Consider the following 14,583-nt stretch of genomic DNA (forward strand, 5'->3'; position numbering starts at 1 on the left):
GCCGAACCGCCTGCGGTCTGACCGGTCCACGATTAGAGTGCAGGGATGCGGACCCATGCGCCCCGAGTGGTCGGCAGGGACGAGGAGATCGATCAGCTCGACGAGCTGCTGGCGACCGCTCGTTCAGGCCGTGGCGGTGCTGTCTTCCTGACCGGCGAACCCGGGATCGGCAAGAGCCGGCTCGCCGCGGTAGGCACCACCACAGCACTCGACCACGGCATGGTCACCCTGCGCGGCCGGGTCGTCGCAATCGGCACAACTGTGGCCTTCCGGCCGTTCACCGAGGCGCTGCTGTCGCTGATCCGCCGCGGCGAGATGCCGGGCCCGGAAACGCTCGGCCCGTACCGCAGGGTGCTCGGCCGGCTGATCCCGGACTGGGACGACGGAACCGCCGAGACCGCGATCTCGGCGATCGTGCTCGGCGAGGCGATTCTCCGGCTGCTCGGTACGGCGGGCCGCGACCGCGGTTGCCTCCTGGTCCTCGAGGACCTGCACGCTGCCGATCCCGAGACGCTGGCGGTGATCGAGTACCTGCTGGACAACCTCGAGGACCAGCCGATCGCCTTGATCGGCACCGTCCGCTCGGAACACTGTCCGGCCGAGCAGCTCTCGCAGCTCGCGCACCAGCGCGGCACGGCGAACCGGATCGAGCTGCACCGGCTCGATCGCGACGAGGTGCGTCACCTCGCGGCCGGCCGTCTCGACGTCGACCCCTCCGCGGTGCCCGATCAACTCGCGGACCAGTTGTGGCGGCACAGCGCGGGAATTCCCTTCATCGCCGAGGAACTGCTGCAGGAAGCCAGCCGGTCGGGCCAGTTGCTGTCCGGCGTGGACGGTGCGGTGCAGGTCGTCGACGACCTCAGGATGACTGTTCCGGCCACGGTGGTGCAGAGCATCAACAGCCGGACCGACCAGCTCGGGCCGCAGTCGCGCGAGCTGCTGGTCCTCGCCGCTGTGATCGGGCACCGTTTTCCACTCAGCGTCGTCCGCCAGGCGAGCGCCATCGACGAGCGGCAACTCCTGGCGACCCTGAGAGCCGGCCTGGCCGCTCAATTGGTCGGACCCGACGAGCCGGTCCCGGACTGGTACGCGTTTCGACATCCACTGACCGCGGAGGCGTTGCTCGCCGGCCTGAACCCGACCGAGCGCGCGACCCTGGCCAGCCGTTGCGCCGCCGCGATCGAAGTACTCCATCCCGGACTTCCCGGCGAGTGGTCGTTGATGGTGGCGGAGCTGTCCCAGACCGGCGGAGACCGGGGGCGGGCGGCTCGCCTGTTCGCCGAGGCCGGGCGGCGCTCGTTCGACGAGGGCTCGCTGGGCAGTGCCGCGCACCTGCTCGACCGTGCGTTCACGCTGCTCGCCGACGACCCGGACGTCGGCTACCGCGCCGACGTCCTCGGATCGTTGCTGCTGGCACTCGGTGAGACCGGTCAGTTCGAGCATCCCGTCGCCCGGCCCGAGCTGGTCGACGAACTGGCGAGCCGCGGTCTGGACAGCCGGAGCGTGGCCACGCTGCACGTGCGCCTGGCAGAGTTCAACTACTCGGCCAGCCGGGTGTCGGCCGCGATCTCCCACGTGGGTACGGCTCGTGCCCTGTTCGGGCCGGATCCGGCCGACGCGGACCTCGCACCGCTCGAGGCGATCGCGGCGGCGCTGGAGATGACCAGGACCAGTCCGGGACGGCTGAGGTCAGCGACCGCGCTGGCCACGCGCGCGGCCGAGACCGCGCAGCGGGCAGGCCTGCCCGCGGTCGAGGCCGACGCCTGGCAGCTGCTCGGCATCCTTGCGCGAGAGCACGACCTCGAGCAGTCGGTCATGTACTTCCAGCGGGCCCGGCAAGTTGCCACTGACAACGGCATGGGCCTGCAGCGGGTGATCGCCCACATCTTCCAGGCCGGCACGATGTACCTGGCCGACGGCGACGGCACCGAGCTGGAGACGGCCCGGCAGCAGGCGCTGAAGATCGGCGCGATCCCGAGCGCGTACGACGTCGACCAGATTCTCGCGCAACAAGCCGTCCTGCGCGCCGAGTACGACCTGGCCGCGGTGAAGATCGAGGAGTGCCTGGAAGTCACCCGGCGGCTCAAGCTCAGCCGCGGAGCGCCGTACGTCCTGGTCACCAAGGCGATGCTGGCGGGCCATCAGTGCCGGCGTGCGTCCATGGAGGAGACCCTCGCCGAGCTGGCGGAGTACGGCGAACGGGCGTCGCACGAGCTGCCGGTCTCGTACGGGATGGCCCGAACCTTCTGCGCCCTCCTGGAGGAGAACCGCGATCTGGCCGAGTCCGAGATGGCGCAGGCGCTGGCCTACGACGCGCAGAACCCGACGATGTTCCATCTGGCCGGCAAGAACGGCATCGCGCTGCTGCTCGGCGTGCTGGCCGGACGGAACGGGTGGGAGCACCTGACCGCCGTGACCGACACCGCGGCCAGCCGCATGCGGTGGAACCGTCAGTTCGTCGAGCTGGCCCATGCGGTTCTGCTGGGTCGTGACGGTCGCGGCATCGAAGCGACCGCTCTGGTGGAGCAGGCCCAGCAGACCGCCGAGATCTATCCCATGGCCCGGCACCTCGGCCTGCGGATGGTCGCCGAGCAGGCGGCGGCGGACGGGTGGGGCGAGCCGGTGACCTGGCTTCGGCAGGCCGAGGAACACTTCCACCAGGCCGACGTACCGACTGTCGCGAGCGCCTGCCGCGGGATGCTGCGGCAGATGGGCGCGACCGTCTCCCAGCGCCGTACCGGCAGCGACCAGGTGCCGCCGCATCTTCGTCAGCTCGGGATCACGTCGCGCGAGTACGAGGTCTGTCTGTTGCTCGTCGATCGGATCGGGAACAAGTCGATCGCGTCGCGGTTGCACATCTCGCCCCGTACCGTGGAGAAGCACGTGGCGAGTTTGATGACCAAGACCCGGCAGCCGGATCGGGAGGCGCTCAGCAGTTTCGCGCGGACGGTGTTGCAGGACTGATCCCGGGCCTCGCGCGTGTGCTCGGGCGTGTCACGGCTCGACAGTGATAGTTGTCGTGGCACGGACTCCGGGTGAACCGCCCACGCCGGGGACGAGCGGCGCGCGGCGTTCCGCTGGATAATTTATCCTGGATAATTTATGAAGGCTCGCTTTCTATATAAGATGGGCGAGTGGCAGCCAAGGGGTCGGACATGAGCAAGGGAACGGTCGGCGGCGGCGGTACGACGATGCTGCGGCGGATCAACGTCGCTGCGGTGCTGGACGCTGTCCGGCGCTCGGCGCCCGCACCGCTACGGGTGGCGGAACTGGTCGAGCGGACCGGGCTGGCCAGACCGACGGTCGCGCAGGCCGTCGACGAGCTGCTCGACGCGGGCTGGCTGCAGCAGCACGGGCCGGACTCCGCGGACCGCTCGCTGGGCCGGCCGGCCATCCGGGTGTCGCTGCGCGGCCGTGCGGCGCCGGTGCTCGGCCTCGACGTCGGCCCGCACCGGGTCACTGTCGGCGTCTCCGACCTGGCCGGGCGCAAGCTCTCCCTCGTACGGCGATCAGGTCCGGGCTGGACGGCCCAGGAGCTGCTCGGCGTGATCAGCGAGGTGATCACCGAGGCGCTGGCCGAGGCGGAGGTCCCGGCCGAGGACATCGCGGCCGCTGTTGCCGCGAGCCCGGGCATCGTCGACGAGCACACCGGGCGGGTCCAGCTGGTCCCGTCCGTGCCGGGCTGGTCCTCGATCGACCTGGTCAAGCACGTGCGCTCCCTGCTCGACTGCCCGGTCATGCTCGACAACGACGCCAACCTGGCGGCCCTGGCGATCGCCGCGGCCCGGGGTGGCACGGGCACGCTGCTCGCCGTCCAGTGGGGTGAGCGGCTCGGTGCCGGCATCGTGATCGACGGTCGGCTGCACCGCGGTACGGGTGCGGCCGGTGAGATCGGCTTCATCGCCACCGCGCCGGACGACGTGATCAACCCCGAGGACAGCCGCGGACCGCTGGAGCGCGCTGTCGGCTCCGAGGCGATCGCTGCACTCGGTCGGCAGGCTGTGCTCGACAATCCGGAGTCCCGCCTGGCCGAGCTCGGCCGCGAGCAGCTCGACACAGCCGACGTGTTCGCCGCGGCCGCTGAGCGCGACCCGGTGGCCCAGGCGGTCGTGCAGCAGGTCGCCCGCGACTTCGCCCGCGCTCTGGCTCCCGCCGTACTGGTGCTCGACCCCACTGCCGTCGTCATCGGCGGCGGCGTCGCCCGGGCCGGCGCGGTTCTCTTGGACGCCATCTCCGACCAGCTCCGGCTGCTCACCCTCAACCACCCGAAGCTGGAGCTGTCCGCTCTGGCCGAGGACGCCGTCGTCACGGGTGCCATGCGGATGGCCCTCGACGAGGTCTGGCAGCGCAAGCTCCCGACGCCGGCTCTGACTACAACGGCGTAGCACTGGGCACCGGTCCGGCATGAGCACCTGGACCGAGCACCGCCCAGTCCGCAGCGCGGCCGCACTGGCCGTCTACGCAGCCGCTGTCACCGTGGCCGCGCTGATCGGCGTACTGGGAGTCCAAGGCACCACCGAGCAGTACGCCGAACTGCAGCAGCCGTCGTGGGCTCCGCCGAGCTGGCGGTTCGGTCCGGTCTGGACGGTCCTCTACGCGATGATCGCCGTCAGCGGCTGGCTCGTCTGGCGCAAGACCGGCTGGTCCAAGCAGCTCGTCCCGTACGCCGTACAGCTGGTGCTGAACGCGATCTGGACCCCGCTGTTCTTCGGCGCCAACGCGATCGCCCTGGCGCTGATCGAGATCGTCCTGCTCTGGGCGGCGATCGCCTGGACCGTCGTCACGTTCCGTCAGGTCAGCCGGCCGGCCGCCGCGCTGCTGCTGCCGTACTGGGCCTGGACGTCGTTCGCCGGCGCACTCAACGCGGCCATCTGGTGGCTCAACCGCTGATCCGGAGGGCCGCAGTGGGATGATCACTGCGTGTCAGGGCAGCAAGTCGTTCCGAAGTGGCGGCAGCGGGCGGCGGTGTGGGTGGGGCGCGTGGTCGTCACGGCCGCCGTCTGGTCGTTCGTCGCGGTGCCGTTGCACCTGGCCGCGCCCGAGGTGGTCAGGCACGTCGAAGCGGTGATCGACTTCGTCGGGATCCCGGCCGGGCACACGTTCCTGTCCGCGGTGTACCTGGCGGTGGTCGGCAGCGCGTTGCTGCGCGGCAAGCGGGCGGCGCTGCTGTGGGTGCTGTGGGTGTTCGAAGGCCTGACGCTGCTCACCTCGATCGCCGCGCTCGGCTTCATCAGCGTGCAGATCGCGAACCCGAACGATCCTGACCTGATCGCGGAGTTCGGGCGGGCGTCGTACGAGGATCTCGAGCTCGGGATCGCCCGGGTCGTCGTACCGATCCTGATGATCGTGCTGCTGTGGAAGATCCGGGACAGCTTCCCGGCCCGGCTCGCGCCGGGTAGCCGGCGGCTGGCGATCGGCGTGATGATCAGCGGTCTGCTCGTCTCGATCGGCGTCAGCATCACGCTCACGCAGGTCTTCCCGCACACCCTGCAGGGGCAGCGGGAGAAGATCGGCTGGGCGGTGTTCGCCGCGTTCGGGCAGAGCCGGGCCCGGATGGGATCGGGGCACGAGGGCCACACCTGGGTCGGCCTGACCGTCGGCTTCCTGTCCGCCGCGACGCTGGTGATCGCGTTCTGGATCTTCCTCCGCTCGGTCCGCCGCGTCCGCTACCTGAGCCAGCCCGAGGAGCTCGAGGTCCGCCGCCTGCTCCTGCAGTACGGCGAACGCGACAGCCTCGGCTACTTCGCGACCCGGCGCGACAAGGCCGTCGTCTTCTCCCCCGACCGCGACGCCGCGATCGCGTACCGCGTGGTCAACGGCGTCAGCCTGGCCAGCGGTGACCCGCTCGGCGACCCGGCGGCCTGGCCGGCCGCGATCAAGACCTGGCTGACCGAGACGCAGTCGTACGGCTGGTCTCCCGCCGTACTGTCGGCCGGTGAAGAGGCGGCCCACGCGTACGTCGACGCGGGCCTCCGCGCGCTCGCGATGGGCGACGAGGCGATCATCGACGTCGCCGACTTCACGCTCGAAGGCCGCACGATGCGCCCGGTCCGGCAGGCCGTCACCCGCGCTCAGCGGGCCGGGTACCACGCGAAGGTCGTCCGGCACGGTGACCTTCCCGCTGAGGACCTCGCCCGGTACGTCGAGCTGGCGGAGAAGTGGCGCGGCGCTCAGACCGAGCGCGGGTTCTCGATGGCGCTCGGCCGGCTCGGCGACGCGGCCGACGCGCGTTGCGTGATGGTCATCGCGCGGGACGCCGAGGGCGCCGTACGAGGGCTGCTGTCGTTCGCGCCCTGGGGTGTGCGCGGGGTCTCGCTCGACCTGATGCGCCGCGATCCCGACTCGGTCAACGGGCTGATGGAGTTCATGGTCGCCTCGCTGGTCGACGCCTGCGGCGACCTCGGCGTCCACCGGATCTCGCTGAACTTCGCGATGTTCCGGGAGATCTTCAGCGACGCCGAACGGGTCGGCGCCGGGCCTGTCCTGCGGCTGACCAACGCGTTGCTGACCGCGGCTTCGCGCTTCTGGCAGCTGGAGAGCCTGTACCAGTCGAACGAGAAGTACCTGCCGCGCTGGTCGCCCCGCCTGATCTGCTACTCCCGCGGCGCCTCGCTCGCGCAGGTCCTGCTCGCCGCCGGGACCGCCGAGGGCTTCCTACCCGCGCCCCGGCCGTGGACGCGTGTCGACGCGAGCACCAGCACGGACCGGCACGCGATCACCGTCGGCGACAGCGGCGCGTTCGCGGAGACCGTGCGGGAGCTGGAGAACGAACTGCTCCGGCCTGCGCTCCCGGACCGCAAGCTCACCGAGCAGGAGCGCGTACGCCGTACCAAGCTCGCCGAAATGGTTGCTGCAGGCATCGACCCTTACCCGGTCACAGTGCCACGGACGGAAACCCTGGAACGGATCCGCGCGCTGCACCAGAACCTGCCCGCCGATCACCACACCGGCCACGAGGTCTCCGTCACCGGCCGCGTCGTCCGGCTGCGCAACCACGGCGGCCTGGCGTTCGCGCAGCTGCAGGACGGCCTGACGCAGCTGCAGGTGATGATCACGGACGACCTGACGCGCTGGAACCGGTGGGTCGACATCGGCGACCACGTCAGCGTCACCGGCGAGGTCGTCACGAGCCGCCGCGGCGAGCTGTCCGTCGCCGCGACCGGGTGGACGATGGCGGCCAAGTGCCTGCACCCGTTGCCCGACAAGCGCAAGGGGTTCACCGATCCCGAGGCGCGGGTGCGGCAACGGCATCTCGACCTGGTGATGAACCCGGAGTCGCTGCGGATGTTGAAGCACCGCAGTACCGCCGTACGGGCATTGCGGCAGGGGTTCGAGACGCGGGGCTTCACCGAGGTGGAAACGCCGATGCTGCAGGCCGTGCACGGCGGCGCGAACGCCCGGCCGTTCGTCACGCACATCAACGCCTACGACACCGAGCTGTTCCTGCGGATCGCGCCGGAGCTGTTCCTGAAGCGGCTCGGTGTCGGTGGACTGGGCAAGATCTTCGAGCTGAACCGCAACTTCCGCAACGAGGGCGCGGACGCGACGCACAACCCGGAGTTCACGTCGGTCGAGGCGTACCAGCCGTACGCCGACTACCACGTGATGCGCGAGCTGACCCGCGAGCTGCTGCTGGAGACGGCGACCGCGGTGTTCGGCAAGCCGGTCGTCCAGCGCGACGGCGAGGAGCTCGACATCTCCGGCGACTGGCCGGTGATCACCGTGCACGAAGCGGTCAGCCGCGCGACGGGCGTCGACCTCGATTCCGGGACGCCGGTCGCCCACCTGCGCGCGGTCTGCGCCAAGCACGGCGTACGGGCGGGCTTCGAGCTGTCCGCCGGCGAGCTGGTCCTCGAGCTGTACGACGAACTGGTCGAGCCGCGGACCACGCTGCCGACCTTCTACACCGACTTCCCGCTCGAGACGTCACCGCTGACGCGGGTGCACCGCACCGACCCGCGGCTGGCCGAGCGGTGGGACCTCGTCGCCTTCGGCGCAGAGATCGGTACGGCGTACTCGGAGCTCGTGGACCCGGTCGAGCAGCGCCGACGGCTGACCGAGCAGTCACTGAAAGCCGCCGCGGGCGACCCCGAGGCGATGTCGCTGGACGAGGACTTCCTGGCCGCGCTGGAGTACGCGATGCCGCCGACCGGCGGGCTCGGACTCGGCGTCGACCGGATCGTGATGATGCTGACCGGGCAGAACATCCGGGCCACGCTGGCCTTCCCGTTCGTGCGCCCGGCACCCCGAAGCTGAATTCCGAGTCGCCGGGGACCCGTAAGACCCCTACGCTTTGAGCTACAAGGGGTTCTAGGGGCCTGGGGGCGGGACAGATGAAGAAGCTGGTCTCTGTGGTGCTCGGGGTGGCACTGCTCGGTACGGCGGCAGCGTGTGGTGACGGTTCGGCGCCGGAAGCCGATCCGAGTACGTCGGTGGTGACCACACCGACGGCCGCGCCGACCACGAGCGCGCCCGCGCCGCCGCCGCCTCCGCCGAAGCCGGCAGGGCCGCTGACCGGCGCGGAGTACCAGGCGAACCTGGCCAAGCTCGACCAGCAGATCGCGACCGATCTGCGCGGGCTGACCGGGGCGAAGTCGGCGGACAACCTGGCCGACGCGATGGACACGCTCGCCGAGTCGCTGAACTCGACCGTCGCCGAGCTGGCGCTGCTCAAGGTCCAGCCGAACATCGCCGCCGCGCACACGACGCTGCAGACCAAGCTCCGCGCCGCGGCCGCGTCGCTGACCGGTCCGCAGTCCGACGACGTCGACACGAACGCCAAGTGCGGCGGCGTCGTCTACACCTCGCAGAACGTCCAGCGGAGGCTCAAGACCGACCTGACCGGCGCGATCGCCGCACTCGGCCGCTTCGGCCTGAAGTTCGGTACGACGCTGCCCGACGTCGGCCCCGAGGCGCCGGACCAGCGCCCGTCGAACGGCGACGTCCTGGTCCGCTCCGGCGCCCGCGGCTCCGGCCGTCTGCAGGTGACGAACGGGACCACCGAGGACGTCGCGATCGCGATCGTCACCGACGGCAAACCCCCGAGCAAGCCGCACCTGCTCGTCTACGTCCAGGCCAAGAAGACCGCCACCATCAGCCGCATCGGCGGCAAGTACCACGTCTACTTCAAGAGCGGCACCGACTGGAACCCCAAACGCCGCCAGTTCAGCGCCAGCTGCAGCTTCTCCAAGTTCGACGAAGGCTTCGGCCGCAACGAAGGCTGGAAGATCGACCTCCAACCCACCATCCTCGGCAACGCCTCAACCAGCGACGTGGACGCCTTCTAGGACTACAGATCGTCCGGCAGCAGCGTGTACGCCGGGTGAGGAGTGAGCGGACGGATCGCCCGGAAGTCACGCCGGTCGAGAGTCAGCAGGCTGTCGGTCCGGTACTCCGCCGCCAGTGCGACCGTCACCGCGTCCGCAAGATCCAGATCGAGATCCTCGTACCGCCGCATCACCGCCGCCGCAGTATCGAGAACTTCGGCGCCGACCTCTGGCACCTGGAAGCGCAGGCGGCGGACCTGGTCCATCAGCAGGCCGAGAATCGCGGTCCGCGCGGTCGAGCCGAGGCGAGCACGGGCCAGGTGATCCACCTCGGCAAGCACCAGCGGCGACAAGATCACGGTGCCAGCTTCCTGCAGGATCTTCCGGCAGTCGTCGGCCTCGGCGGCGTTGCGGTCGAACGCCGCGATGATCCCGGAGGTGTCGGCGACAACAATCACCGGTCGTCGGTACGACGGACGACCGCGGACCGCACTTCGTCCTTGTCGGCCGCCCAGCCAGGTCCGTCGAAGGTCGGCCAGTCGAGCGGCTCGTCCCAGACCCGGTTCGCCATCGCGGCGAGATGGATGCCCTCGCGGATGATCTCGGCCTCGGGCACCCCACGACGTTCAGCGGCCTGCTTGATCAACGCCAGATCCTCCGGATCGGCGTACACGTTGGTCCGCTTCATCGACATGTACCAACCCTAACACACGTACCGGTTGCGCTCAGGCGAGCGACTGCAGGCCGATCACCGAGAGGAGTTTGAGTTTTTCGGCTGCTTCGGAGTTGGGGGGTGCGGTGTAGACGACGATGCGGAGGTCGCTGCCGGGGACGGTGAGGACGTCGCAGTCGAGGACGATCGGGCCGAGGTCGGGGTGTTCGATGGTTTTGTGGTCGGAGCCGTGGAAGCCGATCTGGTGCTCGTCCCAGGCGGTGGCGAACTCGGGGCTGACGGCGCGGAGGTCGGCGACGAAGGCGTGCAGGTCGGGGTCCTTGGGGTAGCGGGTGACGGCGGCGCGCAGGTCGGTGACCATCGCGAGCTTGAACCGCTCGGTCTGCTCCGGCGTCTGCCGGACCCGGCCGTGGCCGGCGACGTACGTGGCGCCGTCGGGGCGGTCGTTCGGAACGCCCGCACGGCCGGCGAAGTGCAGCCAGATGATGTTGCGCTGCCGGGGGCGTAGTCCGGACGGGTCACCGAGCATCGCGGCCCACAGGGAGTTCCAGCTGATCATCGTCCAGGACGCGTCGGCGACGCTCAGCGGTGCGCCGTCGAGCTGGTCCACCAGGCGCTGGACACCAGGCGGGATGTACGCCGAGATGCGCCCGGGCGCGGGCGGCGCCTGGCCGGCCAGCACGAACAGGTGGTCCCGCTCGGCGTCGTTCAGCCGCAGCGCCCGAGCCAACGAGGACAGCACCTGAGCCGACGGCGACGAGGACCGCCCCTGTTCCAGCCGTACGACGTAGTCGACCGACAACCCGGCCAGCTGGGCGAGCTCCTCACGCCGCAGCCCAGGGGCACGTCGTACGCCGTTCACAGGCAGACCGGCCTCCGCCGGGGTCACCCGGTCGCGCCACGCGTGCAGGGTCTTGCCGAGTTCGGACACCTCTCCAGTATTGCGGCACGGCGCGGCAACAGCCTGGTACTGCCGTTCCCCAGGCTGTTCGGGGTACTGCCTGTCCTCGCCGCGACCGGCCAGAGTCGTTGCCATGACCATCACACTGATCACCGGGGCCAACAAGAGCCTCGGCTTCCAGACCGCCCGCGAACTAGTTGCCCTCGGCCACATCGTGTACGTCGGGGCGCGCGACCTCGAGAAGGGCCGCAAGGCCGCCGCCGACCTCGGCGCGCTGACCGTCCAAATCGACGTCACCGACGCGGCGTCGATCCGCGCCGCCGCGCAGCAGATCGAGGCCGAGCAGGGCCGGCTCGACGTTCTCGTGAACAACGCCGGCATCCCCGGGCACGTGAACGCCGCCGGCATCCCGGGACACCCGTCGACGGCGACGGAGGTGACCGCCGAGACGCTCCGGACGGTTTTCGAGACCAACGTGTTCGGCGCCGCGCAGGTGCTGCACGAGTTCCTGCCGCTGCTGACCAAGAGCGAGCACCCGGTCGTGGTGAACGTCAGCAGCGGGCTCGGCTCGATCGCGGGCGTGCCCCTCGACGGGGACTCGCCGGTCCAGTCCTGGATCCCCGTCCCGGGCTACGCGGCGTCGAAGGCCGCGCTCAACATGCTCACCGCGCAGTTCGCCTACCTGCTGCCGGACCTGCGGATCAACACCGTCGACCCGGGCTTCACCGCCACGGACTTCAACGGCCACCGCGGCACCCAGACGGTCGAGGAGGGCGCGGCGATCATCGTCCAGGCCGCCACGATCGCCAAGGACGGCCCGACCGGCCAGTACCTGAGCATCCACGGCCCGGTCGCCTGGTAGTCGGTACGACGACCGGCCGCGACGACCGGCGCAGCCGGCGTCCTGCGCAGCAGCCCGGCGCGGCCCGCGCGGCCGATCCCCGGGCGCCCGCGCCCGGGCGGTACTACGGCACCAGCGCGTCGAGCCAGCCGAACAGCTCCTCGACCAACCCCGGATTTGGGGGATCGTCGGTGACCGGCGGCGTGCCAGTCGGCGAGGACGTAGGCGAAGGTGACGGCGGGGACGAAGGCGACGGCGTCCTGACCGGCGGCTCGGTCGGGCCCGACGTCGGCGTCGGCACGACCGGAGGCCGAGCCGTGATCGTCGGCAGCACCCGTCGCGTCGGGTCCTCCGCCGTACCGGTCGTCGGAGCGCCCGGCGTCGGCCGCCCCGCCGAATCCCCGGTGCGACCGTCCGGCTGGGCGTCACTCCGGCCGACCCCGTCCGACTCGATCGAGACCGGCGGCGTCGGCGTCACCTCCGGCCGCGGATCCCCCTCGACGCGCGGGTAGTTCTGGTCGGCGGGACCGACGATCGGCAGGCCGGCGACCGGCGTGACCGTGTCGGGGTCGCCTGCGCCGGGCAGCGGCAGCAGGCCCACGACAGCCAGGGCGGCGTACAGACCGATGGGCAGGGCGATGCAGGCGGCGGTACGGCGAACCCTCTTGCTCCTCAGCGAGGTCCGGCGCGATGCTGCCTGTTCTTCCTCGGAGAACAGACTCACAGTTCCGGCACAGTAGCGGGTGTTCACACGTTTCAAACAGGTCTTGGAACGATATTCACCGAATCTGCAACGCGCCACGACGCCGAGCGACCGGCCGGTGACCGTGCCAGCCTCTAGCCATGACAAACCTCCTGCTGCACGGCCTCGGCGCGACCCGCCGGGTCTGGGACGGGTGGCCGGGCGAACTCACCCCCGACCTGCCCGGCCACGGCACGGCCGACCCGCTCGACAGCTACAGCTTCGAGTCGATCACCGCCGCCGTCGCCCAAGACCTGCCCAGCGAACTGACAACAGTCGTCGGCCACTCGCTCGGCGGCGTGATCGCCCTCGAGCTCGCCAGCGGCCGGTACGGCGTGCGCGTGGACCGCGTGATCGCCCTCGGCGTGAAGGTGACCTGGTCCGACGAGGACCTGGCCCGGACCGCCGCCCTCGCCGCCAAACCGGTCGCCTGGTTCGACACCCGCGAGGCCGCCGCCGAGCGCTACCTGAAGGTCTCAGGACTCCAGGGTCTGGTCGATCCCGCGAGCAAGGCCGTCGGCCACGGCCTGCTGCGGGTCGACGGCCGCTGGCGTCTCGCGCTCGACAACAAGGCGTTCGGCGTCGGCGCGCCCAACATGGCCCGTCTCGTCCGCGACGCCCAGGCGCACGTCGTACTGGCGCGTGGCGAACTCGACCCGATGAACACCGACACCGAGCTCGCCGCCCTGCACGACCGCGTCGTCACGCTGCCGGGCCTCGGCCACAACGCCCACGTGGAGGACCCGTCAGCACTCGATCACGTTGACGGCCAGGCCGCCTCGTGACGTCTCCTTGTACTTGACCTTCATGTCGGCGCCGGTCTCGCGCATCGTCTTGATCACCTTGTCCAGCGTGACCACGTGCACCCCGTCCCCGTGCATCGCCATCCGGGCCGCGTTGATCGCCTTCACCGAGGCCATCGCGTTCCGCTCGATGCACGGGATCTGGACCAGCCCGCCGACCGGGTCGCAGGTCAGGCCGAGGTTGTGCTCCATCGCGATCTCGGCCGCGTTCTCGACCTGCTCCGGCGTCCCGCCGAGCACCTCGCACAGCCCGGCGGCAGCCATCGAGCAGGCCGACCCGACCTCGCCCTGACAGCCGACCTCGGCGCCGGAGATCGACGCGTTCTCCTTGTAGAGCACGCCGATCGCGGCGGCCGCCAGCAGGAACCGGACCGTGCCGTCCTCGGTCGCCCCCGGGACGAAGCGGCGGTAGTAGTGCAGTACGGCGGGAATGATGCCCGCGGCACCGTTCGTCGGCGCGGTGACGATCCGGCCGCCGGAGGCGTTCTGCTCGTTCACGGCGAGCGCGAACAGGTTCACCCAGTCCATCACCTTGAGCGGGTCGACCGACCACTTGTCGCTGCTCAGCTTCTGGTGCAGGCCGTGCGCGCGGCGCGGGACCTTGAGGCCGCCGGGCAGGACGCCCTCGGTCTCGCAGCCCTCGTCGACGCAGTCCTGCATGACCTGCCAGATGTGCAGCAGGCCCTCGCGGATCTCGGACTCGGTCCGCCAGGCCAGCTCGTTGGCGAGCATCACCTCGCTGATCGGCAGCCCGGACTCGCGGCACCGGTCGAGCAGCTCGGCGCCCGACAGGAACGGGTACTTCAGCGGCGTCCGGTCCGGGACGATCCGGTCACCGGCCGCCGCGTCCTCGTCGACGACGAACCCGCCACCGACCGAGTAGTACGTCCGTTCACGCAGTACGACGCCCTCGGCGTCGCGGGCGACGAAGGTCATCCCGTTCGGGTGGTACGGCAGCGCCTTGCGGCGGTGCATCACCAGCTGGGAGTTCTCGTCGAACGCGATCTCGTGCCCGCCGGCCAGCCGCAGCGTCTTGGCCGCGCGGATCGCCTCGACGCGCCCCTCGACCGAGCGGGTGTCGACGGTCTCGGGGTCCTCGCCCTCGAGTCCGAGCATGACGGCCTTGTTGCTGCCGTGCCCGTGCCCGGTCGCGCCGAGCGAGCCGAACAGCTGCGACTCGACGGCCGTCGTCCGGGTGAGCAGGCCGTCGGCGGCGAGGCCGACGGCGAAGGTCCGGGCCGCGCGCATCGGTCCCACGGTGTGGGAGCTCGACGGGCCGATCCCGATACTGAACAGGTCGAAAACGCTGATCGCCATCTGGAGGTTCCTTCCGGTCGTCGTTGACCGATCGGTGTGC

The 14,583-nt window shown here is 70.6% G+C and carries 12 protein-coding genes; 7 read left to right on the forward strand and 5 right to left on the reverse strand.

Going from position 1 to position 14,583, the window contains the following annotated elements:
• The first annotated feature begins 45 nt into the window (after window positions 1-45).
• From ACYVIO_RS02935 to ACYVIO_RS02955, 5 genes are all read left to right on the forward strand, one after another.
• Window positions 46-2,964, forward strand: a complete 2,919-nt coding sequence (locus tag ACYVIO_RS02935; RefSeq protein WP_460649066.1) for a helix-turn-helix transcriptional regulator — start codon at window positions 46-48, stop codon at window positions 2,962-2,964.
• A 191-nt stretch (window positions 2,965-3,155) separates the two neighbouring features.
• Window positions 3,156-4,385, forward strand: a complete 1,230-nt coding sequence (locus ACYVIO_RS02940) for an ROK family transcriptional regulator (RefSeq protein ID WP_460649067.1) — start codon at window positions 3,156-3,158, stop codon at window positions 4,383-4,385.
• A gap of 19 nt (window positions 4,386-4,404) precedes the next feature.
• Complete coding sequence (locus tag ACYVIO_RS02945) at window positions 4,405-4,890, forward strand: TspO/MBR family protein (protein WP_460649068.1); 486 nt, start codon at window positions 4,405-4,407, stop codon at window positions 4,888-4,890.
• A gap of 30 nt (window positions 4,891-4,920) precedes the next feature.
• Entirely contained in the window at window positions 4,921-8,256 is a 3,336-nt protein-coding gene (gene lysX, locus ACYVIO_RS02950; protein ID WP_460649069.1) for a bifunctional lysylphosphatidylglycerol synthetase/lysine--tRNA ligase LysX, read from the forward strand.
• 77 nt (window positions 8,257-8,333) lie between these two features.
• Complete coding sequence (locus ACYVIO_RS02955; protein ID WP_460649070.1) at window positions 8,334-9,287, forward strand: hypothetical protein; 954 nt, start codon at window positions 8,334-8,336, stop codon at window positions 9,285-9,287.
• A 2-nt stretch (window positions 9,288-9,289) separates the two neighbouring features.
• Here ACYVIO_RS02955 and ACYVIO_RS02960 read toward each other — a convergent pair whose 3' ends face one another.
• From ACYVIO_RS02960 to ACYVIO_RS02970, 3 genes are read right to left on the reverse strand one after another with little or no spacing between them, the layout of a single operon-like run.
• Window positions 9,290-9,724: a type II toxin-antitoxin system VapC family toxin gene (locus ACYVIO_RS02960; protein WP_460649071.1), complete on the reverse strand. Its 435-nt coding sequence runs from the start codon at window positions 9,722-9,724 to the stop codon at window positions 9,290-9,292.
• The gene (locus tag ACYVIO_RS02965) at window positions 9,721-9,960 is read right to left on the reverse strand and encodes a ribbon-helix-helix domain-containing protein (protein ID WP_460649072.1); all 240 of its coding nucleotides are present in this window, start codon (window positions 9,958-9,960) and stop codon (window positions 9,721-9,723) included. Before ACYVIO_RS02965 ends, ACYVIO_RS02960 begins: the two co-directional genes overlap by 4 nt.
• Window positions 9,961-9,991: 31 nt before the next feature.
• Window positions 9,992-10,975: a helix-turn-helix transcriptional regulator gene (locus ACYVIO_RS02970; RefSeq protein WP_460649073.1), complete on the reverse strand. Its 984-nt coding sequence runs from the start codon at window positions 10,973-10,975 to the stop codon at window positions 9,992-9,994.
• Between ACYVIO_RS02970 and ACYVIO_RS02975 the strand changes: the two genes are divergently transcribed.
• The gene (locus ACYVIO_RS02975; RefSeq protein WP_460649074.1) at window positions 10,974-11,702 is read left to right on the forward strand and encodes an SDR family NAD(P)-dependent oxidoreductase; all 729 of its coding nucleotides are present in this window, start codon (window positions 10,974-10,976) and stop codon (window positions 11,700-11,702) included. The genes ACYVIO_RS02970 and ACYVIO_RS02975 overlap by 2 nt on opposite strands.
• Before the next feature lie 103 nt (window positions 11,703-11,805).
• On the opposite strand, the gene ACYVIO_RS02980 is transcribed toward ACYVIO_RS02975, so the two are convergent.
• Window positions 11,806-12,405: a hypothetical protein gene (locus ACYVIO_RS02980; RefSeq protein WP_460649075.1), complete on the reverse strand. Its 600-nt coding sequence runs from the start codon at window positions 12,403-12,405 to the stop codon at window positions 11,806-11,808.
• A gap of 119 nt (window positions 12,406-12,524) precedes the next feature.
• On the opposite strand from ACYVIO_RS02980, the gene ACYVIO_RS02985 reads away from it, so the two are divergent.
• Window positions 12,525-13,208, forward strand: a complete 684-nt coding sequence (locus tag ACYVIO_RS02985; RefSeq protein WP_460649076.1) for an alpha/beta fold hydrolase — start codon at window positions 12,525-12,527, stop codon at window positions 13,206-13,208.
• Here ACYVIO_RS02985 and ACYVIO_RS02990 read toward each other — a convergent pair.
• Window positions 13,170-14,543, reverse strand: coding sequence for an L-serine ammonia-lyase (locus ACYVIO_RS02990; protein ID WP_460649077.1), 1,374 nt, complete (start codon window positions 14,541-14,543; stop codon window positions 13,170-13,172). The genes ACYVIO_RS02985 and ACYVIO_RS02990 overlap by 39 nt on opposite strands.
• Window positions 14,544-14,583 lie beyond the last annotated feature (40 nt).

The organism is Kribbella endophytica (assembly GCF_054781295.1).